The organism is Pantoea sp. UBA5035 (assembly GCF_002415245.1).
GTDB lineage: Bacteria > Pseudomonadota > Gammaproteobacteria > Enterobacterales > Enterobacteriaceae > Pantoea > Pantoea septica.
Map to the genome: position 1 here is coordinate 25,627 of NZ_DICD01000023.1, position 26,227 is coordinate 51,853.

The 26,227-nt window shown below is 59.0% G+C and carries 29 protein-coding genes; 8 read left to right on the plus strand and 21 right to left on the minus strand.

Translation table 11 applies throughout. The annotated features are described in order from the left end of the window. Nucleotides 1-53: 53 nt before the first annotated feature. The 6 genes from tatE to B3229_RS15450 form a co-directional block, all read right to left on the minus strand. Complete coding sequence (tatE, locus tag B3229_RS15425; RefSeq protein ID WP_033751842.1) at nt 54-257, minus strand: twin-arginine translocase subunit TatE; 204 nt, start codon at nt 255-257, stop codon at nt 54-56. Nucleotides 258-363: 106 nt separating this feature from the next. Beyond that, complete coding sequence (locus B3229_RS15430; RefSeq protein WP_286872160.1) at nt 364-1,134, minus strand: amino acid ABC transporter ATP-binding protein; 771 nt, start codon at nt 1,132-1,134, stop codon at nt 364-366. After that, complete coding sequence (locus tag B3229_RS15435) at nt 1,131-2,087, minus strand: amino acid ABC transporter permease (protein ID WP_286872162.1); 957 nt, start codon at nt 2,085-2,087, stop codon at nt 1,131-1,133. The genes B3229_RS15430 and B3229_RS15435 overlap by 4 nt, the downstream gene beginning before the upstream one ends. Further along, nucleotides 2,084-2,971, minus strand: coding sequence for an ABC transporter substrate-binding protein (locus B3229_RS15440; RefSeq protein WP_286872164.1), 888 nt, complete (start codon nt 2,969-2,971; stop codon nt 2,084-2,086). The genes B3229_RS15435 and B3229_RS15440 overlap by 4 nt, the downstream gene beginning before the upstream one ends. A gap of 21 nt (nt 2,972-2,992) precedes the next feature. Beyond that, nucleotides 2,993-3,787, minus strand: a complete 795-nt coding sequence (locus B3229_RS15445) for a deaminated glutathione amidase (protein WP_048783136.1) — start codon at nt 3,785-3,787, stop codon at nt 2,993-2,995. Continuing rightward, nucleotides 3,787-4,755, minus strand: coding sequence for a nitrate ABC transporter substrate-binding protein (locus tag B3229_RS15450; RefSeq protein ID WP_286872166.1), 969 nt, complete (start codon nt 4,753-4,755; stop codon nt 3,787-3,789). The genes B3229_RS15445 and B3229_RS15450 overlap by 1 nt, the downstream gene beginning before the upstream one ends. A gap of 131 nt (nt 4,756-4,886) precedes the next feature. Between B3229_RS15450 and B3229_RS15455 the strand changes: the two genes are divergently transcribed. Further along, the gene (locus B3229_RS15455; RefSeq protein ID WP_286872168.1) at nt 4,887-6,242 is read left to right on the plus strand and encodes an aminotransferase class I/II-fold pyridoxal phosphate-dependent enzyme; all 1,356 of its coding nucleotides are present in this window, start codon (nt 4,887-4,889) and stop codon (nt 6,240-6,242) included. On the opposite strand, the gene B3229_RS15460 is transcribed toward B3229_RS15455, so the two are convergent. The 3 genes from B3229_RS15460 to pagP all read right to left on the minus strand — a co-directional run bounded on the left by B3229_RS15460 (nt 6,226) and on the right by pagP (nt 7,851). Beyond that, nucleotides 6,226-6,651, minus strand: a complete 426-nt coding sequence (locus B3229_RS15460) for a GNAT family N-acetyltransferase (protein ID WP_048783129.1) — start codon at nt 6,649-6,651, stop codon at nt 6,226-6,228. The two genes, B3229_RS15455 and B3229_RS15460, sit on opposite strands and share 17 nt — an antisense overlap. A gap of 266 nt (nt 6,652-6,917) precedes the next feature. Next, the gene (cspE, locus tag B3229_RS15465; protein ID WP_033751857.1) at nt 6,918-7,127 is read right to left on the minus strand and encodes a transcription antiterminator/RNA stability regulator CspE; all 210 of its coding nucleotides are present in this window, start codon (nt 7,125-7,127) and stop codon (nt 6,918-6,920) included. A 151-nt stretch (nt 7,128-7,278) separates the two neighbouring features. Beyond that, a complete protein-coding gene (pagP, locus tag B3229_RS15470; protein WP_376747201.1) occupies nt 7,279-7,851 on the minus strand; it encodes a lipid IV(A) palmitoyltransferase PagP in 573 nt (190 codons plus the stop codon). Nucleotides 7,852-8,238: 387 nt separating this feature from the next. Between pagP and B3229_RS21310 the strand changes: the two genes are divergently transcribed. Further along, a complete protein-coding gene (locus B3229_RS21310) occupies nt 8,239-8,445 on the plus strand; it encodes an ECs_2282 family putative zinc-binding protein (RefSeq protein ID WP_414692028.1) in 207 nt (68 codons plus the stop codon). A 30-nt stretch (nt 8,446-8,475) separates the two neighbouring features. Here the strand turns inward: B3229_RS21310 and B3229_RS15475 are convergent, their stop codons facing one another. After that, nucleotides 8,476-8,733, minus strand: coding sequence for a hypothetical protein (locus tag B3229_RS15475; protein ID WP_286872171.1), 258 nt, complete (start codon nt 8,731-8,733; stop codon nt 8,476-8,478). 70 nt (nt 8,734-8,803) lie between these two features. Between B3229_RS15475 and B3229_RS15480 the strand changes: the two genes are divergently transcribed. After that, nucleotides 8,804-9,049, plus strand: coding sequence for a hypothetical protein (locus tag B3229_RS15480; RefSeq protein ID WP_033751866.1), 246 nt, complete (start codon nt 8,804-8,806; stop codon nt 9,047-9,049). 111 nt (nt 9,050-9,160) lie between these two features. Continuing rightward, nucleotides 9,161-10,243, plus strand: a complete 1,083-nt coding sequence (locus B3229_RS15485; RefSeq protein WP_286872176.1) for a malate/lactate/ureidoglycolate dehydrogenase — start codon at nt 9,161-9,163, stop codon at nt 10,241-10,243. A gap of 33 nt (nt 10,244-10,276) precedes the next feature. On the opposite strand, the gene gntT is transcribed toward B3229_RS15485, so the two are convergent. Next, nucleotides 10,277-11,593, minus strand: coding sequence for a gluconate transporter (gene gntT / locus B3229_RS15490; RefSeq protein WP_033751872.1), 1,317 nt, complete (start codon nt 11,591-11,593; stop codon nt 10,277-10,279). Nucleotides 11,594-11,883: 290 nt separating this feature from the next. On the opposite strand from gntT, the gene B3229_RS15495 reads away from it, so the two are divergent. Further along, nucleotides 11,884-13,041 (plus strand): iron-containing alcohol dehydrogenase, encoded by a 1,158-nt coding sequence (locus B3229_RS15495; protein ID WP_286872179.1) that lies wholly within the window; start codon nt 11,884-11,886, stop codon nt 13,039-13,041. A 38-nt stretch (nt 13,042-13,079) separates the two neighbouring features. Here the strand turns inward: B3229_RS15495 and B3229_RS15500 are convergent, their stop codons facing one another. The 5 genes from B3229_RS15500 to B3229_RS15520 all read right to left on the minus strand — a co-directional run bounded on the left by B3229_RS15500 (nt 13,080) and on the right by B3229_RS15520 (nt 18,679). Next, nucleotides 13,080-13,907, minus strand: a complete 828-nt coding sequence (locus B3229_RS15500) for a Cof-type HAD-IIB family hydrolase (protein WP_033751877.1) — start codon at nt 13,905-13,907, stop codon at nt 13,080-13,082. 160 nt (nt 13,908-14,067) lie between these two features. Continuing rightward, a complete protein-coding gene (locus B3229_RS15505; protein ID WP_033751878.1) occupies nt 14,068-14,541 on the minus strand; it encodes an RcnB family protein in 474 nt (157 codons plus the stop codon). A 795-nt stretch (nt 14,542-15,336) separates the two neighbouring features. Then, nucleotides 15,337-16,038, minus strand: coding sequence for an EAL domain-containing protein (locus B3229_RS15510; RefSeq protein WP_277268675.1), 702 nt, complete (start codon nt 16,036-16,038; stop codon nt 15,337-15,339). Between the two features lie 142 nt (nt 16,039-16,180). Next, nucleotides 16,181-17,275 (minus strand): ABC transporter substrate-binding protein, encoded by a 1,095-nt coding sequence (locus B3229_RS15515; protein ID WP_286872185.1) that lies wholly within the window; start codon nt 17,273-17,275, stop codon nt 16,181-16,183. 108 nt (nt 17,276-17,383) lie between these two features. After that, on the minus strand, nt 17,384-18,679 hold the full coding sequence (locus tag B3229_RS15520; protein WP_286872188.1) for an HAAAP family serine/threonine permease: 1,296 nt from the start codon (nt 18,677-18,679) through the stop codon (nt 17,384-17,386). Between the two features lie 365 nt (nt 18,680-19,044). On the opposite strand from B3229_RS15520, the gene B3229_RS15525 reads away from it, so the two are divergent. Next, nucleotides 19,045-20,187, plus strand: coding sequence for an AI-2E family transporter (locus B3229_RS15525; RefSeq protein ID WP_033751883.1), 1,143 nt, complete (start codon nt 19,045-19,047; stop codon nt 20,185-20,187). Nucleotides 20,188-20,319: 132 nt separating this feature from the next. Here the strand turns inward: B3229_RS15525 and B3229_RS15530 are convergent, their stop codons facing one another. Further along, on the minus strand, nt 20,320-20,886 hold the full coding sequence (locus tag B3229_RS15530; RefSeq protein ID WP_084884381.1) for a UPF0149 family protein: 567 nt from the start codon (nt 20,884-20,886) through the stop codon (nt 20,320-20,322). Nucleotides 20,887-21,306: 420 nt separating this feature from the next. Here B3229_RS15530 and B3229_RS15535 point away from each other — a divergent pair, with 420 nt between their 5' ends. Then, the gene (locus B3229_RS15535) at nt 21,307-22,617 is read left to right on the plus strand and encodes an MFS transporter (protein WP_286872194.1); all 1,311 of its coding nucleotides are present in this window, start codon (nt 21,307-21,309) and stop codon (nt 22,615-22,617) included. A gap of 10 nt (nt 22,618-22,627) precedes the next feature. Further along, nucleotides 22,628-23,404 carry a molybdate ABC transporter substrate-binding protein gene (locus tag B3229_RS15540; protein ID WP_286872197.1) on the plus strand — a complete coding sequence of 259 codons (777 nt, stop codon included), beginning with the start codon at nt 22,628-22,630 and terminating at the stop codon, nt 23,402-23,404. Here the strand turns inward: B3229_RS15540 and B3229_RS15545 are convergent. The 4 genes from B3229_RS15545 to B3229_RS15560 all read right to left on the minus strand — a co-directional run. After that, nucleotides 23,391-24,308 (minus strand): LysR family transcriptional regulator, encoded by a 918-nt coding sequence (locus B3229_RS15545; protein WP_277268679.1) that lies wholly within the window; start codon nt 24,306-24,308, stop codon nt 23,391-23,393. The two genes, B3229_RS15540 and B3229_RS15545, sit on opposite strands and share 14 nt — an antisense overlap. Nucleotides 24,309-24,406: 98 nt before the next feature. Further along, nucleotides 24,407-24,679 (minus strand): hypothetical protein, encoded by a 273-nt coding sequence (locus tag B3229_RS15550; protein WP_277268670.1) that lies wholly within the window; start codon nt 24,677-24,679, stop codon nt 24,407-24,409. Nucleotides 24,680-24,791: 112 nt separating this feature from the next. Beyond that, nucleotides 24,792-25,937 (minus strand): NADH:flavorubredoxin reductase NorW, encoded by a 1,146-nt coding sequence (norW, locus tag B3229_RS15555; RefSeq protein WP_286872201.1) that lies wholly within the window; start codon nt 25,935-25,937, stop codon nt 24,792-24,794. Nucleotides 25,938-25,941: 4 nt separating this feature from the next. Next, nucleotides 25,942-26,227: rubredoxin (locus tag B3229_RS15560; RefSeq protein WP_286872204.1), on the minus strand; the 286-nt coding region annotated here is incomplete at its 5' end.

Genomic DNA, 26,227 nt, shown 5'->3' on the forward strand with positions numbered 1-26,227 from the left:
TTTTTATGTCCGTAAGAAATAAATGGTTACATCTATTCTCTGGCGGTCATGCATCACTCTTTATGGGTGACGCGCTCTGCCGGAACATCTTCAGCCGTTGTCTTGGTTGCGGTGGGTTCTTCATCTTTCATGGCTTTTTTGAAGCCTTTGATTGCGGAGCCCAGATCGCCACCCAGTGAACGTAACTTGTTGGTGCCAAAAAGCAGTACGATGAGCGCACCGATGATCAGCAGTTTGGCAATACTGATACCTTCCATACTTTACCTTTCAACCTAAGCGAAGAAAATGAACAGTGCTATTTACGCGCAGATCGCCGCCAACCTCAACTAGATTCTGTAACAGAGTAAGATTGTTGATGCGGCATTAAATAAAACGGCTTAAAAACGCCTGGGTGCGCGGATGCTGCGGCTGCGCAATCACCTGCTCGGGCGGCCCCTGCTCCACTACCACGCCGCCATCCATAAACACCACCCGGGCGGCCGCTTCGCGTGCGAATCCAATCTCGTGGGTCACTACAATCATGGTCAGCCCCTGATCCGCCAGCGTGCGCATGGTGGCCAGCACTTCGCCGACCAGTTCAGGGTCAAGCGCCGAGGTCGGCTCGTCGAACAGCATCAGCGTCGGCTTAATCGCCAGCGCGCGAGCAATCGCCACACGCTGCTGCTGGCCGCCGGACAGATGCCGCGGCCAGGCGTCCGCCTTGTCGCTCAATCCTACCGTCGCCAGCAGCGAACGCGCATAGGCGATCGCCTCGTGACGCGGAAATTTATGCACGCCGATCGGCGCCTCGATAATGTTCTGCAGCACCGTCAGATGGGGATAGAGGTTGAACTGCTGGAACACCATGCCGATCTTCTGGCGCTGAAGGGCGATTTTACGCGGCGAGAGGCGATGCAGAATGCCCTTTTTCAGCTCGTAGCCAATCTGCTCATCTCCTACCATGATCGAGCCGCCGTTCATATCTTCCAGATGGTTGATGCAGCGCAGGAAGGTCGATTTGCCCGAACCGGACGGCCCGAGGATCACTACCACCTCGCCGGGAAAGACGTCGAGATCGATCCCTTTCAATACCTGGTTATGGCCGTAACTTTTATGGACGTTACGCGCGCTGACCAGCGGCGCGACAGCACTCATAAATCCTCCTTCTGAAGCAGGCGCGCGCCGGAGAGCGGCGTGGATGCGCGCGACTTCGCCGCCTCTACCGTGCGGCGCGTGCCGCGCGCGTAGTAGCGCTCTATCGCCGACTGGCCGACGTTGAGAATCGAGGTAATCAGCAAATACCAGATCACCGCCACCATCAGCATCGGGATAATTTCAAAGGTGCGGTTATAGATCGCCTGCACCGAATAGAGCAGATCGCCCATGGCGATGACGCTCACCAGCGAGGTCGCTTTAATCATGCTGATCAGCTGGTTGCCGCTGGGCGGAATAATGGCGCGCATCGCCTGCGGAATGATGATGCGTCGCAGCGCGCGACTGCGGCTCATGCCGAAGGCCTGGGTGGTTTCGACCTGGCCGTTGTCCACCGACAGCAGTCCGGCGCGGATAATCTCCGCCATATAGGCCGCCTCGTTCAGCGCCAGCCCGGCGATGGCCGCCGTCAGCGGCGTAATCAGATCGTTGGTGTTCCAGCTGGCCCAGGTCACGGATGTCCAGGGCAGCGTCAGCGAAAGCGTGGGAAACAGTGTCGACAGGTTGTACCAGAATATCAGCTGCACCAGCAGCGGCGTGCCGCGAAAGAACCAGATATAGAGGCTGGCGATGCCGTTCAGCAGCCGGTTCTCCGACAGACGCCACACCGCCAGCAGCAGTCCCAGCCCGGTGCCGAGGATCATCGAGACCACAGTCAGGCCGAGCGTGATTTCCAGCCCCTTCAGCACCGATTCCTCGGTAAACCACTGCAGCACCACCTTCCATTCGAAGTTGGGGTTGGTCGCCACCAGCCAGAGAAAGTTGGAGGCGAGGATCAGCGCCACAATCCAGGAGGCCCAGCGTCCCCAGGCGGGCGCGCTGCGGGCGAAAGCCACGTCGCGCTGCTGCACGTCGGCCCTGTCCGTGGCTCGTGTATTGTGGATGTCTGGACTCATTTTGCCGCCCCTTTCGCCAGGTTGAGACCCGGCGCGCTAATCATATTGCCGTCCAGCTTCCACTTTTTCATGATGGCGGCGTAGGTACCGTTTTGGTAAAGCGCCTTATAGCCATCCAGCACCACCTGGCCCAGCTGCGACCCTTTCGGCACCACCGTGCCCTGGAAAATATCGCCGAAGCCGTTTTTCTGCCCCTTGCCCGCCAGCTCAAGCTGGCCGCTCGCCTGCTCGATAAAGTATGTCAGCGGCGCCTGCGAGGAGAAGAAGGCGTCCGATCGCTTCGAGCGTACCGCAAGAATCGAGGAGGGCTGATCGGTGAAGGATTGCACCACCACGGCCGGTTTGCCCGCCGCTACGCACGCTTCCGACTGTTTGCGGATCACCTGTTCTGCCGATCCCGCCGCCATCACCGCGATGCGCTTGCCGCAGGTATCCTCCAGTCCGTTAATTTTTTGCGGATTGCCCTTCTGCACTCCGAACACCACGAACTCCTGCACGAAGTCGATAAAATCCACTTTCTGCTGACGATCCGGGTAGTCGCCTATCGGGCCGATCGCCAGCTGGTAGCGACCGGAGTTAATGCCGGAGAGCACCCCTGACAGCCCGCTGACCGTGGCGTGCTCGATTTTTACGCCCAGCAGCTGGCTCAGCGCGCTGCTGAGATCGGCAGAGGCGCCGTCCATGGCGTGCGGACCGTTGACGATTTCATAGGGCGGAAAGGATCCGTTGTTTACCGAGATCATCTTGCCCGCCTGCTTAATGGCGTCGGGCAGGCGGTCATGCAGCCCCTTATCGACCTGCTGCGTCGGTATGGCGTCGGCGGCGTGGGCCAGCGAGGCGCTCAGGCCAAGCGCCAGCAAAATGGCGGTTGCACTCTTTTTCACGGTGGTTTCTCCCAGGCGTGCTTATTCTGTTTTGAGTTCCGGACGGGCGAAGCGGCGATTTTCCAGCACCGGCAGCACGCTGCGCGCATAGGCGATACGCTGCGGATCGAGCTCTGCAAACACCAGCGCGGTCGACTCCGGCGCTTTGGCGATGGCGACGCCCAACGGATCGACGACCAGGCTGTTGCCGATGTTGCGCGGGCCGCACTCGCCCACCGCCACCATATAGCAGGTGTTCTCCAGCGCCCGCGCCGTCGTGAGCAGCTCCCAGTGCCTCTCTTTCAGCGGACCTTTTACCCAGGCGGCGGGCAGCACCAGCACCTCGGCGCCGTCCAGCGCCAGACGCCGCGCCAGTTCGGGAAAACGCACGTCGTAGCAGGTCATCAGCCCCACCTTCATGCCGGCGACCTCGACCAGCGGCGGGATAACGGCGCCGGGATTGACGCGCTGCGACTCCTGCATAGCGAAGGCGTCGTAGAGGTGCAGCTTTTCATAGGCGGCGATGATTTCGCCGTTGCGCAGCGCAACCAGCACGTTCAGCGCTTTGTCGCCCTCGGTCGGCACATGCACGCTCATCATGGTGGTCAGCGCGCTGCCCTGACTTTTCGCCAGCAGCTGCGTCAGAAAAGGGCCGTCCAGCGGCTGGGCCGCCTTCAGCACCAGATCGGGATCGGCGATATCGCGCGCCAGCACCCCTTCCGGCAGCACCAGCAGATCGGCGCCGCCCGCTTCGGCGCGCGCCATAAGATCGAGGCAGATAGCCGCGTTTTCCTGCCATTCGCGGCTGACTGCGAACTGCCCCATCGCTACTTTCATCATATGTCCCCCTTGCTGGCCGCCGGGAAGATCGCTTCCGGCGTCAGGCGCGTTTTCGTCAAACCCTGCAGATAAAGCTCATCGGCAAAGTCGGCAATCATCTTCTTGTTAACCTCAAACCCGTTCTGATTCCAGCTGGCGGGCAATTCCTGCGCGGTGCGTCGCAAATCGTCCAGTAGCCAGGGCGTGGTGTCAGCGTACTTCTCCCGCTTTTGCATCCATAACCGCCATGAGCGGTCGATAATCTCGCTGAGCGCCAGCGGCAGCCAGGGATGCGCCTCCGCCAGCGCCGGCTTGAGCGCCAGAATATGGATGCCCGGCACATAGCCGACGCGATGGAAATAGTCGCGCTCCGCCTGCTGGAAATCGACCTGTAGCTGACGCAATCCGGAGTCGGGCTGGAAAAATCCTTCCGGCATAAAAGGCGTAAACAGCGCGTCCAGCTCTCCTGCCCGCAGCAGATCGAGCAGCGGTCGCTCGCCCGGCGCCGCCTCGATGCGGCCCGGACGGCCAAACCCCGCCAGGCGATCGACGACGGGATGCGACTCCGTCAGGCGACCGGCGAACCAGTAAGCATCGTCGATCTCTATGCCCGCCTCACGCAGCACGGCGCGCGTCCAGGTGTTGCCGGAATCCTGCCAGCCGGTGACGCCGATGCGCTTGCCTTTCAGCTGCGCCGGCGTCGTGAGCGGACTGTCGGCAGTGGTGATAATGCAGCGCTGCCGAAAGCCGCGCATCAGAAAGTGCGGCAGCCCCAGCAGGCCGGTTTCGCCGCGCGCGCGTCCCTGGGCATAGCGGCTGAAAGAGACTTCGCCGCCCTCATAGTCGGGGCTATTGGCCAGGTGATCGACCAGCGTGCCGACGCGGTCAATCACCAGTTCAAAGCCCTCTGGCTGCAGGTCGCCCAGCGCCAGCGGCGTAAAGTAATCCCAGTCGCGCACGGCCAGTCTGACGGTTAGTCTGCTCATGTTTGCCCCGTTAGCAGGTAGCGCCCTGCGGCGCCGATGATTTATTCATCAAATAGTGCTTGAATTTGATACTAGTTCGGGAATACTTATCTGAACAATCATTAATTCGTTACTGAACAAAGTATTTTCTTATGACGCAAACGGTAGATATCGACTGGCTGAGCGAGCAGATAAGCGACGCCTCAGTAAAAGGCATTGCGCTGGCGGCTTCCACGCTGATCCGCGAGGGCAAGATTGCGGTAGGTATGCAGATGCCTGCCGTACGCGAGCTGGCGGAGAAGCTGGGCGTCAGTCCGGCAACGGTGTCGGCGGCCTGGGGACAGCTCAAAAAGCATAAAGTGCTGGCGGGCAAAGGACGCAGCGGCGTCTGGGTGTCGGGCAATACCGTGATGCCGCGCCCGATTCGTTTTGAAAAGATCGGCAACTACGGCGACAACATCCGCGCCGATCTGTCGATGGCCTCGCCCGATCCCGCGCTGCTGCCCGATCTGCAGCCTGCCCTGCTGGCCGCGCTGCAGTCGCCGCACCTAAACAGCTATGTTCGCGAGGCGATTTCGCCGGTGCTGTTGTCGGCCATCAAGCCGCGCTGGCCCTACGCGGCCGAAGCCTTTCTGGCCACGGACGGCGGCTTCGACGCGATGAATCTGGTAGTGCAGACGCTGGTGTCGCCGGGCGATCGCGTGGTGATTGAGGATCCCACCGCGACGCGGCTGCTGGATATGCTCGATAACGTCGGCGCGGAAATTCTGCCGTTAGCCTGCGACGATGAGGGACCGCTGCCGGAGATGCTCGCCGCGCTGCTGCAGAAGTCGCCGGTGATGGTGATTTACCAGCCGCGCACCCATTCCGCGACCGGCAACAGCGTCAGCCGAGCGCGGCAGGCCGCGCTGGCGCAGACGCTGGCGCAGAGCGCGACGCTGATTGTCGAAGATGACGGGCTGGGCGATCTCTCCGCGACGCCCGCCTGGAGCCTCGGCACTATTTTTCCTGACCGCACGCTGCACGTCCGCTCGTTTTCCAAAGCTTACGGCCCCGATCTGCGGCTGGCGGTGCTCTCCGCTACGGCCGAGATGGTGAGGCGCATTCAGGCGTGGCGCAATTTCGGCGTCAGCTGGACCAGTCGAATTTTGCAGGATAGCGTCGCCTGGCTGCTGCAGGACGCCGCGACGCAGGAGACGATCGCCGCCGCGCGCGCAATCTATCGCCAGCGTCGCGAGCAAATGCTGGCGGCGCTGGCGGCGCACGGGCTGAGGCTGCCGATGCGCGACGGGCTAAGCATCTGCATACCGGTGGCGTCGGAGCAATATGCGATGATTACCCTGGCGGCGCGCGGCATCGCCGTGCTGCCCGGCGAGCGCTGTCGGCTGGGGCCGACGCAGTTTATACGCGTCAGCATCGCCTGTTTGCAGGAGAAGCAGCTGGAGATGCTGGCCAGCGCGCTGGCGATCGCCGCCGGGCGCGAGGCGCGGCTTAGTTCAGACCTTTGATATGGTAGCGCGGCGACTCTTCATAGCCTTCGCGCAGGTAAAACTGGTTGGCCTTGAGCCGCGATGCGTGGCAGTGCACTTCCATGCGGTCGCAGCCGCGCTGCATCGCCATCGCTTCGGCGTGCTGCAACAGCTGCTGGCCGACGCCCTTGCTGCGTTCCCCTTCTGCGATGCAAAAATAGCTGATGCGCGCAAAGTCGCCCGCCAGCGCCAGCTGAGGAATAAAATGCATCGACAGGAATCCCAGCACCTGGGTGCCATGCTCCGCCACCAGCAGCATCTCGTCGGGATCGCTGCTCAGCTGGGCAAGGCGTTTATCGATAAAGCTCTCGGTGCCGCCGTAGCCTAATTCGGCCAGCAGCGCGCTGAGCGCAAAGCTGTCTTTCGCCTGTGCCTGACGTATATTCATCCTGCCTCCTGAAGAAGATAATGCTGCCGCTCTGTTATATAGCGTCGGCAAAAAAAAAGCTGCAACTAAGGGTTGTTATAATAATGTTACGAGGGTTTTATGTGACTGACGCCGCAGTTCGTGCGGCGTTACGCATTCAACATAAGCAATTCAGGCGGAGTTAATCTTTGTCGGCAAGGTCGGGCAGCGTAACGAGCGGGTTTTGGCCTTTTTAAGGTATAAAAAAACCCGCCATAAAGCGGGTTTTTGAAATTCTGACTGTTAACTTACAGGCTGATAACGTTAGCAGCAGATGGGCCTTTGGCGCCTTCGGTGATTTCAAACTCTACGCGCTGACCTTCAGCCAGAGTTTTGAAGCCGTTGCTCTGGATAGCAGAGAAGTGTACGAACACGTCTTTGCTGCCATCTTCTGGAGTAATGAAACCGAATCCTTTAGATTCATTAAACCACTTAACGTTACCTTTAATCTTGGACATCTATATTACCTTTACATGAAAAATGGACACTAAACTGTGTCGCCGTCTAGTACAGCAATTGCCGTGACATTTGTCCAGTGAGAATTGATGAAAAAGTGATAAATATCGCCTTTTTTTCACTTCCTCCCCGCCTGACAGACGCCCCTAAAAGTTAAAACTGAAACCGCAGCCAGGCGAAGTAGACGTTGCCGTTATTGTAAGTGCCCGGAATATAGGTCATCTGAAAATTTAGTGGACCATAACCCACCGACGCCAGCGGCAGCAGCGCGGGAACCGGAATATAGCGCCAGTTATCACGCGCCGTGACGCCAGCGGTGTAGCCGGCGCCGAGATGAAAACGGCTTCCGTCGATCGGATGCCACGTCGCCTCCCAGCCGTAGCCGGTGAACGGCTCCCACTTGTTATAGGAGTCCTTAAAAGCCATCAGATAGAGGCCGTGCCAGTTGCCCTTATCGTCATAGCGTGAGATACCGCCGCCCGCACCCCAGGGGCGCTCGTTGTAGCGCTCGATATGCTCGTCATCGTAGGTCCAGCGGTTATGCCAGGTGATAGCGGGCAGATAAAAATCTTTGTTCTGAGGCTCTTCCCAGGTCTGCTGCACGTTGCTGGTGAAAGTGTTCCAGCCGCTCTGGATGCTTTGCGTCAGGGTCGCAGCCTGAAGGGAACATGAAAAAATAAGCGCGGAGCAGGCGCCCACTACGGCGCTCGAAGAAGACCGGTTCACAACTCTTTTCCTGTACAAATCGACGGCGCGCCGACCAGCTTGCTCCTTTCCGGCCGCACGCATCCTGGTTAAATACAATCCTGCGTCAGGGGCGCGATTATGCTCAACCGAAATCAAACCGGGACCAAACAGAGAAAAATAACTGCGTTTAGCCGCCTCGACAGGCGTGTCCAAGGCCATTTCAGCGCCTCATCAGGCAGCTTCTGATATGCCGCTCCGCGCCGGGGTTACCAAAAGAAACAATAACTTTATGTAATTATTAAACAATTAAACAGCAACCCCAAAAGATAACGCGCATTAATTGTTTAGGATTTTTGATAAATAAACCGGAGGGATTTGTTAGAATAGCGCCTGTTCGATTCAGGCAAGGAGAGCATTAGTATGGTAATGAAGATTCGCTGCACCGCCTGCGGCAGTGCGAAGTTTACTTTTACCCACGATCCCTCAGCAGATCCGGCGTTTCATGGCGCACGCTGCGCCAGCTGCAATAAGCGTCTGACGGCGCGGGATCTGTTGCCGAATACGCTCGTCGACCCTATCGCGCGCTGTCTGGTCGCGCAGGCGTCTAAGAGGAACAGAAGCAAGGGCACCTGAGCGGTGCCCGCGTTGATTCAGAAAATTAACTTAAATACGCCGGTCAGCGTCAGTAATCCAACAATGAAAATGATGGCGATAATCCACAAAATTATTTTCATATCCATGTTCCTTTGCCAGTAAAAAACCTTTCCGGATAAGAGTATAGCCTATCGCTGCGTTTTTGCTGGACCACTTTCCGCGCTGGCCGGCGTGCACCCTTTCCAGATAAGCCCGAACTATTTTTGCGACGCCGGTCGCAGCAGCTGCTTTTTTAACCACTTCACGCTTCGTTTCCGCCTTTTGCACCCGCTAAACTTTTAGCGGCAAAGGCAGGCCTCTGCGACGACCACCGTAAGATGAGCAACAAGGAGACACTATGAGCATGATAAATACCAGTATGGGTCGCTACAGCCTCAAGGCGAAAAATGCTGGCGATCACATTAAAGGGTCTTTCGCTATCAATGATGAAGGCGGCACGCAGCTCAGCATGCAAGAGTTCGATGAGCACTATATTGATGATGTTATCAACAACGTGATCTACCCCGTCACCGGCGGTAATCGCGAAATTTCGCGCGCGCTGCGCGAGCAAATGGTCAAAGCCGGCTTTGAACAGCCGCACTAACCCCTCTTTGGGCCACGCGTTGTGGCCCATCTCCTCCTCTGAAACCATCACTTGCCGTCGCTTTTTTTTAGCCGCAGGATGCGGTGTACCCATAAAAAGGAGAAGAGCAAAGTGAGTGAACTCTATCGAATCAATGCCGCGCGGCTGCATCAGTTTGTGCAGGCGATATGGCTCCACGCCGGCAGCGAAGCCGACGAGGCGCGTCTGGTGGCGGATCATCTGGTGGCGGCGAATCTGGCCGGACACGACTCCCACGGCGTCGGCATGATCCCCAGCTATATGCGCTCGTTCAGCCAGGGCCATCTGCAGCTTAATCAGCATCCGGTGCTGGAAAAAGACGCCGGCGCGGTGCTGACCTTTCACGCCCGTTCCGGCTTCGGCCAGGTGGCCGCTTATGAGGCGATGCAACAGGGCATCGCGCGCGCGCAACAGCTGGGGATCGCCGCGGTCGGTCTGCACCACTCGCACCATATCGGCCGCATCGGCCACTGGGCTGAACAGTGCGCCGCGGCGGATCTGGTCTCTTTTCATTTCGTCAACGTGATGGGCGACCCGATGGTGGCGCCGTTCGGCGGCAGCGATCGCCGCTTCGGCACCAACCCCTTCTGCGCCATTTTTCCGCGCCGTGACGCCAGCCCTCTTCTGCTCGATTTCGCCACCAGCGGCATCGCCTTCGGCAAAACGCGCGTCGCCTGGAATAAAGGGGTCGACGTGCCGCCTGGCTATTTGATCGACCATCAGGGCAAGCCGACCGAACACCCTGCCGTTATGCATGAAGCGCCCTACGGCTCGCTGCTGCCCTTTGGCCTGCACAAGGGCTATGCGCTGGCAACCCTGTGCGAAATCCTCGGCGGCGCGCTCTCCGGCGGACGCACCACCCATGAGGAAACGGTGCTCGCCAGCCATGATGCGATCTACAACTGCATGACCGCCATCATCCTTAACCCGGAAGCGTTCAACGCGCCGGCGATGCAGGAGGAAGCGGAAGCCTTTCTTGACTGGGTGAAGCGATCGCCGCAGAGCGGCAGCGAGCCGATTCAGGTGCCGGGGGAATGGGAAGAGGCGAATCGCGCGCAGCGCGAGCGTGAGGGGATCCCGCTGGACGCCAACAGCTGGGGGCAAATTTGTCTCGCGGCGACCCAGGCGGGAATGCCTGACGAGGAGCTGGCCGCGTTTCGCGCGCTGGCCAGCTAAGGCTATCCGCCGGGCAACGCCCGGCGGTAAAGCTTAAATCACCATCGACAGCAGCATACAACCCACCAGACCGCACACCGAAATAATGGTTTCCAGCGCCGACCAGGAACGAATAGTCTCGCCAATCGTCAGGTTGAAATACTCTTTAAACAGCCAGAAGCCGGGATCGTTGACGTGGGAGAAGATGACGCTGCCGGAACCGACCGCAATCACCATCAGCTCCGGACTGGCGCCGCTGCTGGCGATCAGCGGTGCGACGATGCCGCCCGCGGTAATCGCCGCCACGGTGGCGGAGCCGAGCGCAATACGCAGCACTGCGGCAATCGACCAGGCCATAAAGATGGGTGAAACGTTGCTCTCCTGCATCATCGCGGCAATATATTTATCGACGCCGCTGTCCACCAGCACCTGTTTGAACGCCCCGCCGCCGCCGATAATCAGCAGCATCATGGCGATAATTTTAATCGAATCGGTAATGGTGCCCATTACCTCATCCATGCTGCGTCCGCGATTAAGGCCGAAAGTGAAGATGGCGATCAGCACCGCAATCAGCGTCGCCATCACCGGATCGCCGAAAAACTCCGCATAGGGCAGCAGCACATGCCCTTTCGGCAGCACCATTTCCGCCAGCGCACGCAGCGCCATCAGCACCACCGGCACCAGCGCGGTCCAGACGCTGACGCCGAAGCCTGGCATCTCTTCTTCGCTAAAAGTTTTCGGGTTATAGAGCCCTTCGGGGATCGGTTTATCGATGCTTTTCAGGAAGCGGGCGTAAACCGGGCCGGCGAGGATCACCGTCGGGATGCCGAGCAGCGTGCCCCACAGCAGGGTTTTGCCCATATCGGCGTTAAACAGCGTTGCGATCGCCGTCGGACCGGGATGCGGCGGCAGGAAGCCGTGCGTCACCGACAGCGCGGCCGCCATCGGCACGCCGACGTAGAGCAGCGGCACGCGCGCCGAAGCGGCGATGCTGAACACCAGCGGCAGCATCAGCACGAAGCCAACTTCATAAAAGAGCGCGAAGCCAACGGTAAAGCCGGTCAGCACCAGCGCCCACTGAATATGCTGCTTGCCGAACTTCTCAATCAGCGTCGTGGCGATGCGTTGCGCGCCGCCGCAGTCGGCCAGCAGTTTGCCGAGCATGGCGCCGAAGCCCATAATCAGCGCCAGGCTGCCGAGCGTGCCGCCGACGCCGTTTTTAATTGAAAGGATCACTTTATTGACCGGCATGCCCTGCATCATGCCGACCACCAGCGCCACCAGAATGAGCGCGATGAATCCATTAAGTTTGAAGCGAATCATCAGCAGCAGCAGTAACGCCACGCCGATCGCCACAATAAGTAAGGGCATAGGTTTTCTCCACCTTACTGACCGGCCAGCGCCAGCAGCATATTGTTATCATGGGTCCGAAACGGACATTGGGTACGGCATCGAAAAAACGGACTAACAGTCAGACACAACCTGTTACCAGTAACATGTTAAGGGTAACATCCTGATGAAAGCACCTCCCTGCAGAGGCTGAATTTCTGTTTTGCGAAGGTGATCAACTTTTCATCGCAGCGTTATCAGAAAGTTTGCCGCTGCCGCCGTTCGGCTTTTGGTTACACTCTCTCTTTTCCTGATGACATAAGGATGTTGCGGTGAGTGAGAACCTGATCGAGCTGTACAGCAATCAACGAACCCTCTCTGGACGCGGCAGTATCAGTAAGCTGGTGCCGCTACTGAGCGCCGATCCTCAGCCTACGCTGCTGTTCTGCGGGCGCTCTTTTCTTAACGGGCCGATCTACGCGCGTCTGAAAAGCGAACTGAACGATCTCATTATTGGTTATGAAATCGTGGCGCATGAAGCGTCACCGGCTGAGATTGACGCCTGGGTCACACGCTGGCGCGGTCACGTAGACCGCGTGGTGGCGATTGGCGGCGGCAGCGTGCTCGACGGTGCCAAAGCTTTCAGCGCCATGATGCAGCATCCGCTTCCCACCGCGCGCTATCTGGAAAAGGTCGGCGACACGCCGGTGCAGGCGGTAACGCTGCCGCTGATCGCCGTGCCGACCACGGCCGGCACCGGTAGCGAGGCGACGCAGAACGCCGTGGTGACCGACCAGCATGACATCAAGGTTAAGGCTTCGCTGCGCCATCCGGTATTTGTCCCGCAGGTGGCGATTCTGGATGCGGATTTGCTGAAAGGCGCGCCCGATAAGGTGCTGGCGACCTGCGGCATCGACGCCTTTACCCATCTGTTCGAGGCTTACCTCTCCAGCAAGGGCAATCTGTTTACTCGCCAGCTGGCGCTGACCGGGCTGCGCCAGTTCGTTCAGGCCTGGCCCGCGCTAAACCGCGACGATGCGCAGGGCGACGCGGCGCGCGAAGCGATGATGATGGCCTCATGGCTGGGCGGCGTCTGCCTCAGCAGCGCCGGTCTGGGGGTGATCCACGGCATCGCCGGCGAACTGGGCGCCATCAAGCCTTATCATCACGGCGAAGTCTGCGGCCGGCTGCTCTTTCCGTTCCTCGATCTGCTGGCAGAAAGCGACGATGCGCAGCAGCAGCAGCTGATGCAGGATCTGCAGCAGCAGCTTTTCGCCGCGCCGGAGGCGCAGCCAGCGCGCTTTTTGAAAAACTGGCTGCAGCAGCAGGCGATCGCGCCTTTCTGGCAGGAGACCCAGACGCTGAGCAGCGAAGAAGCGGAGTGGATTCTGGCGCGCGCCAACAGCAAAAACTCGCTGGTGAACTACAGCCAGCAGGCGATGCGCGCGATGCTGGCGCAGGCGTGGCGCGTGGTGCCCGCGCAGGCATAACGGGCAGCGACGCCGCCGCCCGCCCGCCCGCGCAGCTTTCAGGCGAACGGCGGCGCGCCCGCCAGCATCGTCTCAATAACCTGCAGCACGCCCGCCTCGTTGTTGCCGGGCGCAGCGTAGCGCGCCGCCTCTTTCACCCGCTGCGGCGCGTTGGCCATGGCGAAGCTAAACCCGGACTGCCTGAGCATTTCCAGATCGTTGCCGCCGTCGCCAAACGCCAGCACCTGCTGATGATCGATGCCCCAGCGCTGCGCCAGAATATTCAGGCCGTTGGCCTTGTGGTGGCCCGGCACGATAAGATCCACCGAGCCGTGGCCGCTCGAGGTCGCCGCCGCCGCGCCCGCGTGCAGCCGCTGAATATCCGCCATCAGCGGTTCGACATAGTCGTCGGAGAGGTTAAGCGCGAACTTGAACAGCCGATCGTCGCCCGTCTCTTCCAGCGAATTAATGGCCTTCAGCCGATGGCAGTAGTGGCGCATTTTCGCCAGCCACTGCTCTTCCACTACGCCGCTGAAGTAGTAGGCGCTTTCACGTCCGCACAGGATATAACGCAGGCCGGGATAGTTGCCGTTTTGCAGCGTATCGAGCACCGCATGCACGTCCGGGCGAGAAAATGCGCCGCAGAACAGCTCTTCTTCGCCATCCAGAATCCAGGCGCCGTTCTCCGCCACAAAAGCGATCTCGCTGGCGATAGCGGGAAAGAAAGATTTCAGCTGGTAGTACTGATTGCCGCTGGCGACGACAAATTTAATGCCGCGCGCTTTCATCTCTTCATAGCAGCGCATAAAGCGCGGGCGATCGTACTGCTTCTGGTTATCAAGAAAGGTGCCGTCCATATCGACCGCCACCATTTTTACCGCTGTCATCTCGACTCCTTATCAGGCGAAAGGGAACAGTGTGGAAGCAAAGCATAGCCTGGCGAGCGTGAAAAAAAGAGGAACAGGCGCGCGTGCGGGCAGCCGGTTTTCAGAAGATTGAGGCGGAAATCAGGGAGAACGGGCGGCCGGGGCCGCCCGAATGGCAGGTTTAGTTAAAGGCGTTGCCGAGGATCAGCGAAGTGATAATGCCCGTCGCGGCGGCAATCAGCACATAGTTACCGTCGATATAGGACCAGTACTCGCCGCGCGGCGGCTCCGGCAGACGGCGCTCGCGCCAGTCGTCTACCCGATAGTGCGGGCCGCGATATTCGTGCGGCATCGGGTGGCCGCGGCGAAAATCGTGTCCGTTCCACGCGAAATGATCGCGGTCACGGTCGCGATAGTCATGTCGGTCGCCATGCGGGTTGCCGGCGAAACGGTCGCGATCCGGACCGCGATCCGGGCCATGGCCCTGCGGACCACGGCCGCGATCGTCATGGCGGTCGCCATCGTGACGATTGCCGTCATGCTGCTGCCAGGGCTGGCCATGATGGTCGCCCGGGCCGTCAGCCCAGGAAAGGGTAGAAATCAGTGAGCTGCATGCAATAAAAGTCGCGATAACGCGTAATGTTGTTTTTTTCATCGTAAACCTCCAGTGGCAACAGCGAACGTCGCGCCGTTGAGCTCTACTATCGGCGATTTGCATGGCGCCTGCATCTCCAAAACTCTTAAAAATCGGTAACTTACAGACTATTACGCCGTTTAGCGCTTCCTTAACACTCGGCAGAAATTGTGGAGACCGCTGGACCTGCGGGCGGTGCGACGAACAGAGCGGGCGGTAGCGCGTAAAATGGCGGTTTAACAAAGCGGAAAATAGAATCAAACAGAAATGAAAACCCGATCGAAATCGATCGGGGGAATCGAAATTCCTTTATACCGAAGACCGGCTAATCCTTGCCAAATCAAGGAAAAAAACTAGAGGAGACAACACCACATCACCAGTGTTGAACAAAGAGATTAACACTGTGGCTATTATTTTGGCAGCACTAATTTTCCTAATTAGGATATTTCCTGATTTATATCACGCTGCGCCGACTTATTTTTTAGCGTGAATTAGACGTTCCGTTAAATATCCGCCTCGGGCATCTCTATTCAGGCAAAACAGGTATGGGGTCTGACCAGAGAGGGAAATTAATTATTCGGCCTATTAATTTGGCTGCTAAATATTGCCTTACGAAAACTTTAGCGCGCGGTCTGGCTGCTCGCCCGCATGCCGCGTCAGATCTGCCCGTGACGAAGCACAGCCCCAACTAAAAAAGCAACATTGTTTTCATTTTATTTACCTTTTATCCACCCTGCTTAGCCTGCTTCATTAATCGTAATTTTTTAGCGAAAGCGATAAAGCGCGTGATATGCGCTGCGCCCAATAAAAAAATCGTCAGCTAAAAAGCTGCGGTAAATCCTCTATTTCCAGCGCGCTAAAATAGTATCCCTGCAGACCGTAAAGCGGGATATGTTCCAGCGCCGCCATATCCTCTTTATTCTCGACACCCTCTACGATTATCTGCGGACAATAGCGCTGAATATTGGCCATCAATACTGGAAAGATCGATTTATCCTTTTGCTCCCAGAAAAAGCGCTTGTCGATTTTCACCGCCTCAAACAGGCCGGTATAGAGCGCTTCCAGATTGGCGAAGCCGGTGCCGAGATCGTCGAGGAAGAAACGAATGCCGCGCGCCTTCAGCCGATGCAGCGTTTCGCGCGCCTCGTGATCCTGATGAAAGTCGATAGCTTCGGAAACCTCTAAGCGTATGACGCTGGCGGTGCTGAGCAGCCAGCCCAGCCGCGCATCCTCTTCCAGCATAGTCACCATATCGCGGTCTACATTGATACTGACGAACAGGTGATGCGCCTCAAGCAGCGCCACGACCGGCGACAAATCGCTCAGCTGCTCATAGAGTAGATCGCGCTTTTCGCTGCACGGCATATTTTCAATCACCATAAAGGGATTGCGCGATTTCCCCGCCAGCGAGGTATAGCGCGTGAGCAGCTCAAAACCGACAAAGCGGCCGCTCTGCGACATAACCGGCTCAAGGATAAATTTTTTACTCAGCGTAGAGGCCAGGGAGTGTGAATTCATAAATACCTCGGGCAGAGCCCAAACGGCAGCGATCGCCCGCACGACGCCAGCAAGGCTAACTGCGGTTTATTTAAGAGTAGCGAAAGATAGCGCGACGGGAAGGTAAATTAACCGCGCGTTTTGTCAACGCGCGGTCGGCGGTTCAGGGCGCGCTTAAGGTCACCGGCGCGTCCGGCAGACGGGTAAAGTGGGTCACGATGTAGTGGAAATCGGCCGTGGGATTGAGCTGTGCAAACGTCTGCGGATAGAGATCTTTCGCCAGAATCTCCATGCCGATGATGTTGTAAGGATGGTTATAGAAGTGGTGATAAACGCCATAAACGCGGCCATTCTCGACCGGCGCGATCTGCTTCAGACCGCTGCGGTTCAGCAGGCCGCTAAAGGTCGCTGAAATCTCTTGCGGCGTCGTGTTATAGCCAAACGGCAGTACGCCAGGATTAGGACGCTTCGAGCCGGTCATAATATAAACATCCGGCTTCATGGCGATAATCTTCTCCAGCGAGACGAAGCCGGCATTGCCCGGCAGCAGCGCGGAGCCGATATTCTTACCGCCCACCGCCTCCACCAGACCGCCCCAGCCGTTATGGCCGTGAGTGAAACAGCAGTTGTCGCTGTTGCCGGCGATCGGCTCAATAAATACCGTCGGCTTCTGCGGCACTTTTGCGATGGCCGCGTCGAGCTGCTGTAAACGCTGCTGATAAAAGGCGGTATAGTCGGCCGCCTCTTTCTCGCGGTTAAGCACCTTGCCGAGCAGCGTCACGCTGCGCGCGGTGTTCTCTTTCGGGTGCAGCTCATAGTCGATAAACAGCACCGGAATGTTGAGCCCTTTCAGCGTATCCAGCACGCCTGACTGCTGCAGCGCCGATTTCGCGCGCAGCTGGGCAATCATCAGATCCGGCTTCTGCGCCAGCACGCTTTCGAGATTGACCTGCCCCTGATCGTTGAAGCCCATATCAACAATGTTGCTCGCCTGCGGCCAGCGCTGCTTCAGCAGATCCCAGGTCTGGGTATCCTGCTTTTTCGGCAGGTTATTCCAGGCCACCACGCGCCTGAAGGGATTGTCGCGGTCGAGCAGCGCCAGCGCCAGCACGTCGCGGCCATCCTGCAGGATCACATGCTGCGGCTCATGATCGAGCCGAATAGCGTTGCCGTCGAGATCGGTGATCTGCAGCGGATACGTGGTGGCGCCGCACGCCGCCGACGTCAGCAGCCCGGCCAGCAGAAGTCCCTTTTTCATCGCTTACTACCTCAGTAACTAATAATTATTCTCAACAAAGTTAGCATGTTGCGGGACGGGAAAGCTATACCGCCGCTAAACGGCCCGCGCGTAGCGGGCGCCTTCTCGTTAACTGATCAGGGAGTAGAAGATGGCGGAGATCGCCACCAGTCCAACCAGCACCACAAACAGATTGCTGAGATGCCCGCTGTATTTGCGCATCGCGGGAACGTGGCGGATGGCGTACATCGGCATCAGGAACAGAATTATCGCGATCACCGGCCCGCCGAGGGTTTCGATCATATCGAGAATGCTTGGATTCCAGCTCGCCACCAGCCAGGTGCTGAGCAGCATAAACAGCGCCGTCGCCCGGTTCAGCTTCGCAGGCGCCAGGCTTTTGCCGCGGCTGTGCAGCATTTTATTGACCAGACCGTTAAAGCCTTCGCGCGCGCCGAGATAGTGCCCGAGGAAAGATTTGGTAATGGCGACGATGGCGATCAACGGGCCGAGCCAGGCGATAACCGGGACGTTAAAGTGGTTGGCGAGATAGGAGAGAATCGAGATGTTCTGCGCCTTCGCCGCGGCGAGATCCTGCGGCGACAGGCTGAGCACGCAGCTAAAGACAAAAAACATCACCGTCGCCACCATCAGCAGATGGGAACAGGCGAGAATGCGCGAGCACCTGGGCTCCGCACCTTCGCCATACTCCGCGCGCTTCGCCACGGCGAACGAGGAGATGATTGGCGAATGGTTAAAAGAGAAGACCATCACCGGGATCGCCAGCCACAGCGTCATGGCGATGCCTTTGCCGCCGCCGCTATGGTGCAGCGACAGGGTCTGCAGCGCCGCGCCGTGCCAGTGCGGGATTAGATAAACCGCCAGCAGCATCAGTACCGCGACAAAGGGAAAGACCAGAATGCTCATCGCCCTGACGATCATCTGTTCGCCGAAGCGCACCACCGTCATCAGACCGATAATCAGTATCAGCGACAGCAGCACGCGCGGCGGCGACACCAGCCCTAACTGATGCTCAATAAAGCTCTCTACCGTATTGGTGATCGCCACGCTGTACATCAGCAGAATGGGAAAGATGGCGAAGAAGTAGAGCAGCGTAATGATTTTGCCCGCGCCGGCGCCGAAGTGCTCTTCCACCACGTCCGTAATATCTTCTCCCGCGTTTTTGCCGGAGAGCACAAAGCGGGTCAGCGCGCGATGGGAGTAGAAGGTCAGAGGAAAGGCGAGGATCGCCATAATGATCAGCGGCAGCAGCCCGCCGACGCCCGCGTTGATCGGCAAAAAGAGCACCCCTGCGCCGATTGCGGTGCCGTAAAGCCCCAGCATCCAGGTGGTGTCGGTTTTGCGCCAGCCGCGTTCGGCGGGCGCCTCTGCGGCTGCGGTCAGCGCGCCGGTTTGCGTGGTTTTCATCTGCCTGTCCTGTCGTCATGACCTCAACGCCGTCGACGGTGAGTTGGCATCGACGGCCGCATTACCGCGCCGCCCTGCTCCGCCGCTCTGCGGCAGCGCGAAAGGTCGCGGCAAAAAAACGTCTCTCCACGGCGGGAGTAAACGATTGCGCAGGATTTTTACACACCTTAACGACAGGCTTCAACCACGATGCGCCAATCGTGCATATTTAGGTCGAATATGCGTTAACTCGGCGATGTGGCCGCGTTGTCGCGCGCGCTCTGCCGCGCTGGATTTAAATTTTTAAACGAAACCACAGATTGGCATTACAAAGCGCGCCGGGCGTTCTATAGTTCACCCGCAACACTTAACCCTGAGGTTTATGCATGCGTGTTAAAGGACTAAATATCGGTTTCTTCATCGTGATTCTGGCGATAGTGACCGTTGCATTTTTCGATGTACTGGCGCCCTACTTTTCACCAATTCTCTGGGCCGCCATCCTGGCGGTGATCTTCGCCCCGCTGAAGACCTGGCTGCGGCACAAAATGGGCGATCGCAACGGTCTGGCGTCGCTGGTGACGCTGCTGATTATCTGCCTGATTGTGTTTACGCCGCTGGCGATCATCGCCTCTTCGCTGGTGGTGGAGGTTAACGCCGTCTATCTCAAGCTGCAGAGCAATTCGGCGCAGTTTCCGACGGTATTCGCCGATCTGCTGCATCACCTGCCCGGCTGGCTACGCAACTTTCTCTCTGAGCATCAGATGAATAACGCGGCGCAGATCCAGCAGAAGCTCTCGACCTTCGCGCTGAAGGGCGGCCAGTATATGGCGGGCAGCGTTTTCCTGATCGGCAAAGGTACCTTCACCTTTACCGTCGGCTTCGGCGTGATGCTCTATCTGCTCTTCTTCCTGCTGAAGGACGGCTCCTATCTGGTGCATCTGATTCTGGAGGCGCTGCCGCTTTCGACCTACGTGAAGCATCACCTGTTTATGAAGTTCGCCGCCGTTTCACGCGCCACGGTCAAGGGCACGGTGGTGGTCGGCATCGTGCAGGGGATTCTGGGCGGGCTGGCGTTCTGGTTTGTGGATATCGACGGCAGCCTGCTGTGGGGCGCGCTGATGGCGTTCCTGTCGCTGATCCCCGCCGTGGGCTCGGCCATTATCTGGGTGCCTGCGGCGATATTCTTCTTCGCGACCGGCGCGCTGTGGAAGGGGCTGTTCCTGGTCGGTTTCTTTGTGGTGATCGTTGGACTGGTGGACAATATTCTGCGCCCGCTGCTGGTGGGTAAAGATACCAAAATGCCTGATTACCTGATCCTGATCGCCACCTTAGGCGGCATGGAGATTTACGGCATTAACGGCTTTGTGATTGGTCCGCTGATCGCCGCGCTGTTTATCGCCTGCTGGAACCTGCTGTCGGGCAAGGATAACCGCGACAACGTCGAAGAGATTGACGAAGAGTTTATCGAGGAAGGGAAAAAGCTGTCGGACGAAGCCGCTCTCGGGAATGACGCGGGTAGTGGTGCGTAAGCGGCCTCCCTGCCGACGCGGCCCGCGCAAACAGGCACCTCATCTCTGAGGTGCGGGAGTTGCCGGGCCAACGCACCCTTTTACCGGCTTTGGGAGCCGTCTGTGTGGAACGCACTCAGGCGGCTCTGGCGTTTAGTGAATCGCGTCGGTTTTGCCATGCCAGTAGTTATAGAGACGCAGCGCCGCAGGCTGTATCGCGTCAGTGCTCTGCAGGTAGGCGATCTCATCCATACCGTCGAGTTTCTCGACCTCATCGATATCGCCATGCAGCGCAATCGCCTGCAGCGAAGGCTGTAGCTCGGCGGGCAGCTCCGGCCACTCCGCCAGCGCTACGCCGGTCATATAGCCGAAGCACCACTCCTCCACCACCAGCAGTTCGCGGCCGTCCATTTCACGGTAGCCGAACAGCGGCTCAAACTGCTCCGGGTAGAGGCTGAGGCGCTCGGCGATATCGTTCATCATCCGCGCCGCCAGCGTATTAAAACGCTGCTCGTCCGCTGGATCGTCCCAGTCCGGCGCGCTTTCGCCCCAGATAACCGGCTTCATCGCATCGAGCGCCAGCGGCGACGGACTGGAGAGCGCCGCGGTAAAAAGACCGTCCAGCTCGCTGATATCGATCAAGCCGTCTTCGCTGTCGTGCTCCATCAACACATCTTCCATCCACTCGATTTCGTCTGCGTTCAGTGGGCCTGTAGCCATGGTAATTCCTCTTGTGGTGTGTCGAAGGGGTGGGCGGCGCGCGCTGGCAGGCAGCCCTGTGGAAAGTCGGGTGAGAGAACCGCGTCTCTGCAGGGAATCTATTTCGCTGCGGGTAGTGTGCCTGAGAGCAGGCGCGAAGCCAACCAAAGAGACCGGCGGCGAGCGGATGTCGTGCCGCGCCGGTATGAAGCCGGTCACGAAATTGATATGGCAAAAAGGGGTCGTCAGCGGCGGCGAGCGGCCGCTTATGCGCGCTATCGCCAGTCGCTGCCGGAGGTCGCTCTCAGCAGGCCGAAAATTCATGCATCACACGCATTAATCGATACGCAAAATGCACTTATTAACTCCGCCTTCCTGTTCCAGTCTTGAGTCACAACAAAGTAATGAATCATTAACATTACGTAAACGCTGGAGCATTTAATGGAAACATCCTCTGCATCAATCAACACGGTTCGCGCCCGGGCAGGCGCGATCTTTCGCGTCACCTCGGGAAACTTTCTCGAGCAGTTCGACTTTTTCCTGTTCGGCTTTTACGCCACCTATATCGCCCACACCTTCTTTCCGGCGAGCAGTGAATTCGCCTCGCTGATGATGACCTTCGCCGTTTTCGGCGCTGGCTTCCTGATGCGCCCCATCGGCGCGGTGGTGCTGGGCGCCTATATCGATAAAGTGGGCAGACGCAAAGGGCTTATCGTCACGCTCTCGATTATGGCGACGGGCACCTTTCTGATCGTGTTGATTCCTTCCTATGCGGCGATCGGCTACTGGGCGCCGCTGATTGTGCTGATGGGACGGCTGCTGCAGGGCTTTTCCGCCGGCGCGGAGCTGGGCGGCGTCTCGGTTTATCTCTCTGAAATCGCCGCCCCGGGCAAAAAAGGCTTTTATACCAGTTGGCAATCCGGCAGCCAGCAGGTCGCCATTATGGTGGCAGCGGCGATGGGATTCGCCCTCAACGCCCTGATGGAGGAGAGCGCGATTCGCGACTGGGGATGGCGCATTCCTTTTCTGTTCGGCTGCCTGATCGTGCCGTTTATTTTCTTCCTGCGCCGCAACCTGGAGGAGACGGCGGAATTCAGCGCGCGCCGTCAGCACCCTGAAATGCGTCAGGTCTTTAGCACACTGCTCGGCAACTGGAAAACCGTGATGGCGGGCATGCTGATGGTGGCGATGACCACCACTGCCTTCTATCTGATCACCGTTTATGCGCCCACCTTCGGCAAAAAAGTGTTGATGCTCAGCGCATCGGACAGCCTGCTGGTGACCCTGCTGGTGGCGGTCTCAAACTTCATCTGGCTGCCGATTGGTGGGGCGATCTCGGATCGCTACGGGCGTAAACCGGTGCTGATCGCCATGGCGCTGATCGCCATCGCGACCTCCTACCCTGCCCTTAAATATCTGGCGGCCGATCCGAGCTTCTACTCGATGCTGGGCGTGCTGCTGTGGCTCTCGTTTATTTACGGACTCTATAACGGCGCCATGATCCCGGCGTTAACGGAGATCATGCCGATCTCGGTCCGGGTCGCCGGCTTTTCGCTGGCCTATAGCCTGGCCACCGCGCTGTTTGGCGGCTTTACGCCCGCCATCTCCACCGCGCTGATTGAAGTGACCGGCGACAAAGCCGCGCCTGGTTTATGGATGAGCTTCGCCGCCGCGTGCGCGCTGCTGGCGACCCTGTTTCTCTATAAGCAAGAGGCGGTTCATCATCACGCCGCTAAAAAAACGTTCGGTTAAGGAAAAAAAGATGAAACGATTGTTACCCCGCCTGCTGCTTATCGCGCCGCTGTTTATCCTGAGCTGGGATGCGTCGGCAAAAGAGATCACGGTAATGATCTCCGGCGGCTTCAAGGCCGCCTGGGAGAAACTCAGTCCCGCCTTCGCCGCTGAAAAAGGCTATATCATCAAGACGGTGCCAGGGCCGTCGATGGGCCAGTCGCCGGAGGCGATTCCCAACCGGTTAGCCGCGGGCGAAAAAGCGGACGTCATTATTATGGTCGGCTACGCGCTGGATAAGCTCGATAAAGAGGGCCGCCTGCTGCCCGGCACGCGCACCGAGCTCGCCGACTCAAAAATCGGCGCGGTGGTGAAAAAAGGCGCAGCCGTGCCCGATATCACGACGGCGAGCGCGCTCAGAGCCACCTTGCTGAAGGCGCATTCGGTTGCCTATTCCGACAGCGCCAGCGGAAAATATGTCGAGACGACGCTGTTCAACAAACTGGGCATCGCTGAACAGCTAAAGCCTAAGGCGACGATGGTGGAGAAAACCCCTGTGGCGCAAAGCGTCGCCAGCGGCCGCTACGAGATCGGCTTCCAGCAGGTCAGCGAACTGCTGCCGGTATCCGGGGCGACCTTTATCGGCAAGCTGCCGGAGGATATGCAGTATGTCACCCGCTTCGCCGGCGCGGTCTCCAGCCATTCAGCCCAGCCGGAAGAGGCGAAAGCGCTGCTGGCGTACCTCTCCTCTCCCGGGGTGCAGCAGCAAATTCAGGCAACCGGTCTCGATTCCGTTAGCGGTCGTTAGCCTGCCCCTCAGCCGCGTTTATCGCAATAATCATCGCCTCCAGCTCACCGGCAAGATGCGGCAGCTCCTGACCGGTGCGCTTCACGATGCCGACCGTGCGGCGCACCGTCGGCTCATTCAGAGGAAGGGTGGCTAAAAACGGGTGGCCCGCTTTCGGCATCGCCATCCCCGGCACCGCGGCGATCCCCAGCCCGGCCTCCACCATGCCCAGCAGCGTCGTAACATGACGCGTTTCGCAAACGCTCGGCTTTTCCGGCACGATGCCCGTCAGCGCCTGATCGAGCAGGTTGCGGTTACCTGAGGTCTTATCCAGCCAGACATAGGGCCAGCTATAAAATTCCCGCCAGCTCAGACTCTTCCTGCCGGCGAGCGGATGGTCGCGCGGGCAGACGGCGACGTAGGCCTCATCCACCAGCGGCAGAAATCTGACGTCCGGCTGCGGCGCGCCGGTAAAGCTCAGGCCGAAATCGGCCTGCCCGGCGATCACCGCGTCGTAGACGTCGCCAGCGCTGGAATCGATCAGCTTGATGCGCACGCGCGGGTAGTGAAGCTGAAACTGCGCGATGACTTTGGGCATAAAATAGTAGGCGGCCGACGGCACGCAGGCGACGGTCACCAGGCCCGTTCGGTGCGGATTGACGTCCCCGACGTCGGCGATGGCGCTCTCTAAATCTTTCAGGATCTGCTGCGCGCGCGGCGCGAAACTGCGGCCCGCCATGGTCAGGCTAACGCGCCGCGTGGTTCTTTCGAACAGCCTGACGCCAAGCGACGTCTCTAACTTTTCGATGCGTCGGCTCAGCGCCGGTTGAGAAAGATGAATCGCCTCTGCGGCGGCTTTAAAGCTTCTGAATGTCACCAGAGCCTGAAAAGCGTAGAGATCGTTAAGGTCGACGTTTAGCGTCATCGGCTTCATATCGCAGTAGGTTCCAGGTTAACGGCGGTAAGCGCCTTATTCTACAGGGATGCGCCGTCGTTGCGGGCATCTTTGCTACAGCGCCGGGGCTACCCCGCTACTTTAATTCCCTCAGCAGGCTGCCAGGCGTTCCACATCCGCCAAAAAACGTCGGCGACCACCTCTTTAAGGTTTTCCGGCTGAAACTGGACGCTGCTGCAGGCGGGTCCGAGCGCGGCCTCGATACGCGCCTCGCACTCGTCGGTGCCGAGATTCAGCACGAAGCCATCGCAGTGCAGGCTTAGCCAGATTATTCTGCCGCAGGTGCAGGACGAAGGGTTATGCAGGGTAACTGCCGTTGAGGTTTCTGTGGTGTTCATCATAGGGCCCATTAAGCGAATAGAGGCCGCGTTACAGGCCGGTTATCTGCCGGCCTGGCGGCAATAGCTGCCTTGTCGGCAGCCGGTAACAGCACGTGGCGCGATCGTTCAACGACTAAGCGGCGTCCGCCAGCTTGATTTCCTTTAACAGGCTGAACGCCATTTTCATGTGATCTTCACTGACGACAAACGCCCTGAAGACGCCGCGCTCGTCATAGCCTTTGGCGACGAGGCCGGTCGCTGAAAACGCCATTTGCCATTGATAAGCGGGATTCGCCGGATCGCCCGCCAGGTGGAGCGGCATATCGGGCGTTTTTACCTTGATCAGCATGGCGGGCAGCGTCAGCTTCGCGCCGCCGCCGGTGAGATTGCGGCCCAGCGTCATCGCCGCCAGCATGGCGGGCTGAAGATAGGGCATCAGCCTGCCCTGGATTTCCGCACAGTCGCCCAGCGCGTAGATATCGGGCGCGGAGGTGGCGAGCGCCTCGTCGACCACAATGCCGCGACGCACCTCAACGCCCGCCTTCTGCGCCAGATCGAGATCGGGACGCAGGCCGATGGCGCACACCACGGCGTCGAAGCGCCCTCGCTCGCCGTTGCTGAAGCGCGCTTCCAGCGCGTCGCCGTCGCGCGCCAGCTCGACGAGTTCGGTCTGGAACCGGAACTGAACGCCGCTGCGCACCAGATGATGCTGCAAGCGGCCGCCGATTTCAGGCGGCAGCAGCGCGGAAAGCAGAGATGCGCTGCGGTCGATAAGCGTCACCTGCTTGCCGGCGCGGTTAAAATCCATCGTTAGCTCGGTGCCGATCAGGCCGCCGCCGATCATCAGCACCCGCTCCGCGTTAGTCAGATCCGCTTCGCATTGCCGGAACTCTTGCTGGCTGTTCAGGGTATAGATGAGTTCCCTGCCCTTCACGGCGGGCACCATGGCGCCGGCGCCGGTGGCAAGAACCAGCCTGCCATAGGGAAAATCCCCCGCGCTGGTCTGCACCAGGCGCGCCGCGCGATCGATGCCGCTGACGCGGGTAAAGGGATGCAGCATGATGTTCTGGCTTTCCGCCCACTCCGCCGCCGTCTGGCGGGTTAACGCCTCGGCGCGATAGCCCATGCTGAAGACATGGCTGAGCTCGGGTTTGTTATATTCATCGCAGCTGTCGGCGGCGATAATACGAACCGGCACGCTTTTATCCTGCTGCCGGATAAATTTCACCAGCTGCCGCGCGGCGAAGCCGGAGCCGATAATAACGATATCTGCTGACACAGGTTTAGCCCTCATAAGGATCGAACACGGATTTGCCCAGCGCGCAGCCGGGGCATAAGAAATCGTCCGGCACCTCCTCCCACGGCGTGCCGGGCGCGACCTCCTGACCGGGTTCGCCCTCTGCCGGGTCGTAAACCCACTGGCATACGGTACAAATCATTTTCTGATCGCTCGCCCTGTCCGCTTCCGCCACGCCGCCGCCGCTGCTTTCGGGCGCGGCGGCGGCAATCACCGCGGCGGCGCTGTCGACGGCAGCCGCGGCCGTGGGGATCGGCGAGAGCGCCCAGGCG

Excerpts from the sequence above, each read along its gene's own strand:
- B3229_RS15500 (WP_033751877.1), bottom strand. The coding sequence starts at position 13,907 with ATGACAGCGGTAAAAATGGTGGCGGTCGATATGGACGGCACCTTTCTT.
- B3229_RS15535 (WP_286872194.1), top strand. The coding sequence starts at position 21,307 with ATGGAAACATCCTCTGCATCAATCAACACGGTTCGCGCCCGGGCAGGC.
- B3229_RS15455 (WP_286872168.1), top strand. The coding sequence starts at position 4,887 with ATGACGCAAACGGTAGATATCGACTGGCTGAGCGAGCAGATAAGCGAC.
- B3229_RS15515 (WP_286872185.1), bottom strand. The coding sequence starts at position 17,275 with ATGAAAAAGGGACTTCTGCTGGCCGGGCTGCTGACGTCGGCGGCGTGC.
- B3229_RS15430 (WP_286872160.1), bottom strand. The coding sequence starts at position 1,134 with ATGAGTGCTGTCGCGCCGCTGGTCAGCGCGCGTAACGTCCATAAAAGT.
- B3229_RS15480 (WP_033751866.1), top strand. The coding sequence starts at position 8,804 with ATGAGCATGATAAATACCAGTATGGGTCGCTACAGCCTCAAGGCGAAA.
- tatE (WP_033751842.1), bottom strand. The coding sequence starts at position 257 with ATGGAAGGTATCAGTATTGCCAAACTGCTGATCATCGGTGCGCTCATC.
- B3229_RS15445 (WP_048783136.1), bottom strand. The coding sequence starts at position 3,787 with ATGAAAGTAGCGATGGGGCAGTTCGCAGTCAGCCGCGAATGGCAGGAA.
- B3229_RS15505 (WP_033751878.1), bottom strand. The coding sequence starts at position 14,541 with ATGAAAAAAACAACATTACGCGTTATCGCGACTTTTATTGCATGCAGC.
- B3229_RS15435 (WP_286872162.1), bottom strand. The coding sequence starts at position 2,087 with ATGAGTCCAGACATCCACAATACACGAGCCACGGACAGGGCCGACGTG.
- B3229_RS15450 (WP_286872166.1), bottom strand. The coding sequence starts at position 4,755 with ATGAGCAGACTAACCGTCAGACTGGCCGTGCGCGACTGGGATTACTTT.
- B3229_RS15540 (WP_286872197.1), top strand. The coding sequence starts at position 22,628 with ATGAAACGATTGTTACCCCGCCTGCTGCTTATCGCGCCGCTGTTTATC.
- B3229_RS15520 (WP_286872188.1), bottom strand. The coding sequence starts at position 18,679 with ATGAAAACCACGCAAACCGGCGCGCTGACCGCAGCCGCAGAGGCGCCC.
- B3229_RS15545 (WP_277268679.1), bottom strand. The coding sequence starts at position 24,308 with ATGACGCTAAACGTCGACCTTAACGATCTCTACGCTTTTCAGGCTCTG.
- cspE (WP_033751857.1), bottom strand. The coding sequence starts at position 7,127 with ATGTCCAAGATTAAAGGTAACGTTAAGTGGTTTAATGAATCTAAAGGA.
- B3229_RS15460 (WP_048783129.1), bottom strand. The coding sequence starts at position 6,651 with ATGAATATACGTCAGGCACAGGCGAAAGACAGCTTTGCGCTCAGCGCG.
- B3229_RS15510 (WP_277268675.1), bottom strand. The coding sequence starts at position 16,038 with ATGAATTCACACTCCCTGGCCTCTACGCTGAGTAAAAAATTTATCCTT.
- B3229_RS15525 (WP_033751883.1), top strand. The coding sequence starts at position 19,045 with ATGCGTGTTAAAGGACTAAATATCGGTTTCTTCATCGTGATTCTGGCG.
- gntT (WP_033751872.1), bottom strand. The coding sequence starts at position 11,593 with ATGCCCTTACTTATTGTGGCGATCGGCGTGGCGTTACTGCTGCTGCTG.
- B3229_RS21310 (WP_414692028.1), top strand. The coding sequence starts at position 8,239 with ATGAAGATTCGCTGCACCGCCTGCGGCAGTGCGAAGTTTACTTTTACC.
- B3229_RS15550 (WP_277268670.1), bottom strand. The coding sequence starts at position 24,679 with ATGATGAACACCACAGAAACCTCAACGGCAGTTACCCTGCATAACCCT.
- B3229_RS15530 (WP_084884381.1), bottom strand. The coding sequence starts at position 20,886 with ATGGCTACAGGCCCACTGAACGCAGACGAAATCGAGTGGATGGAAGAT.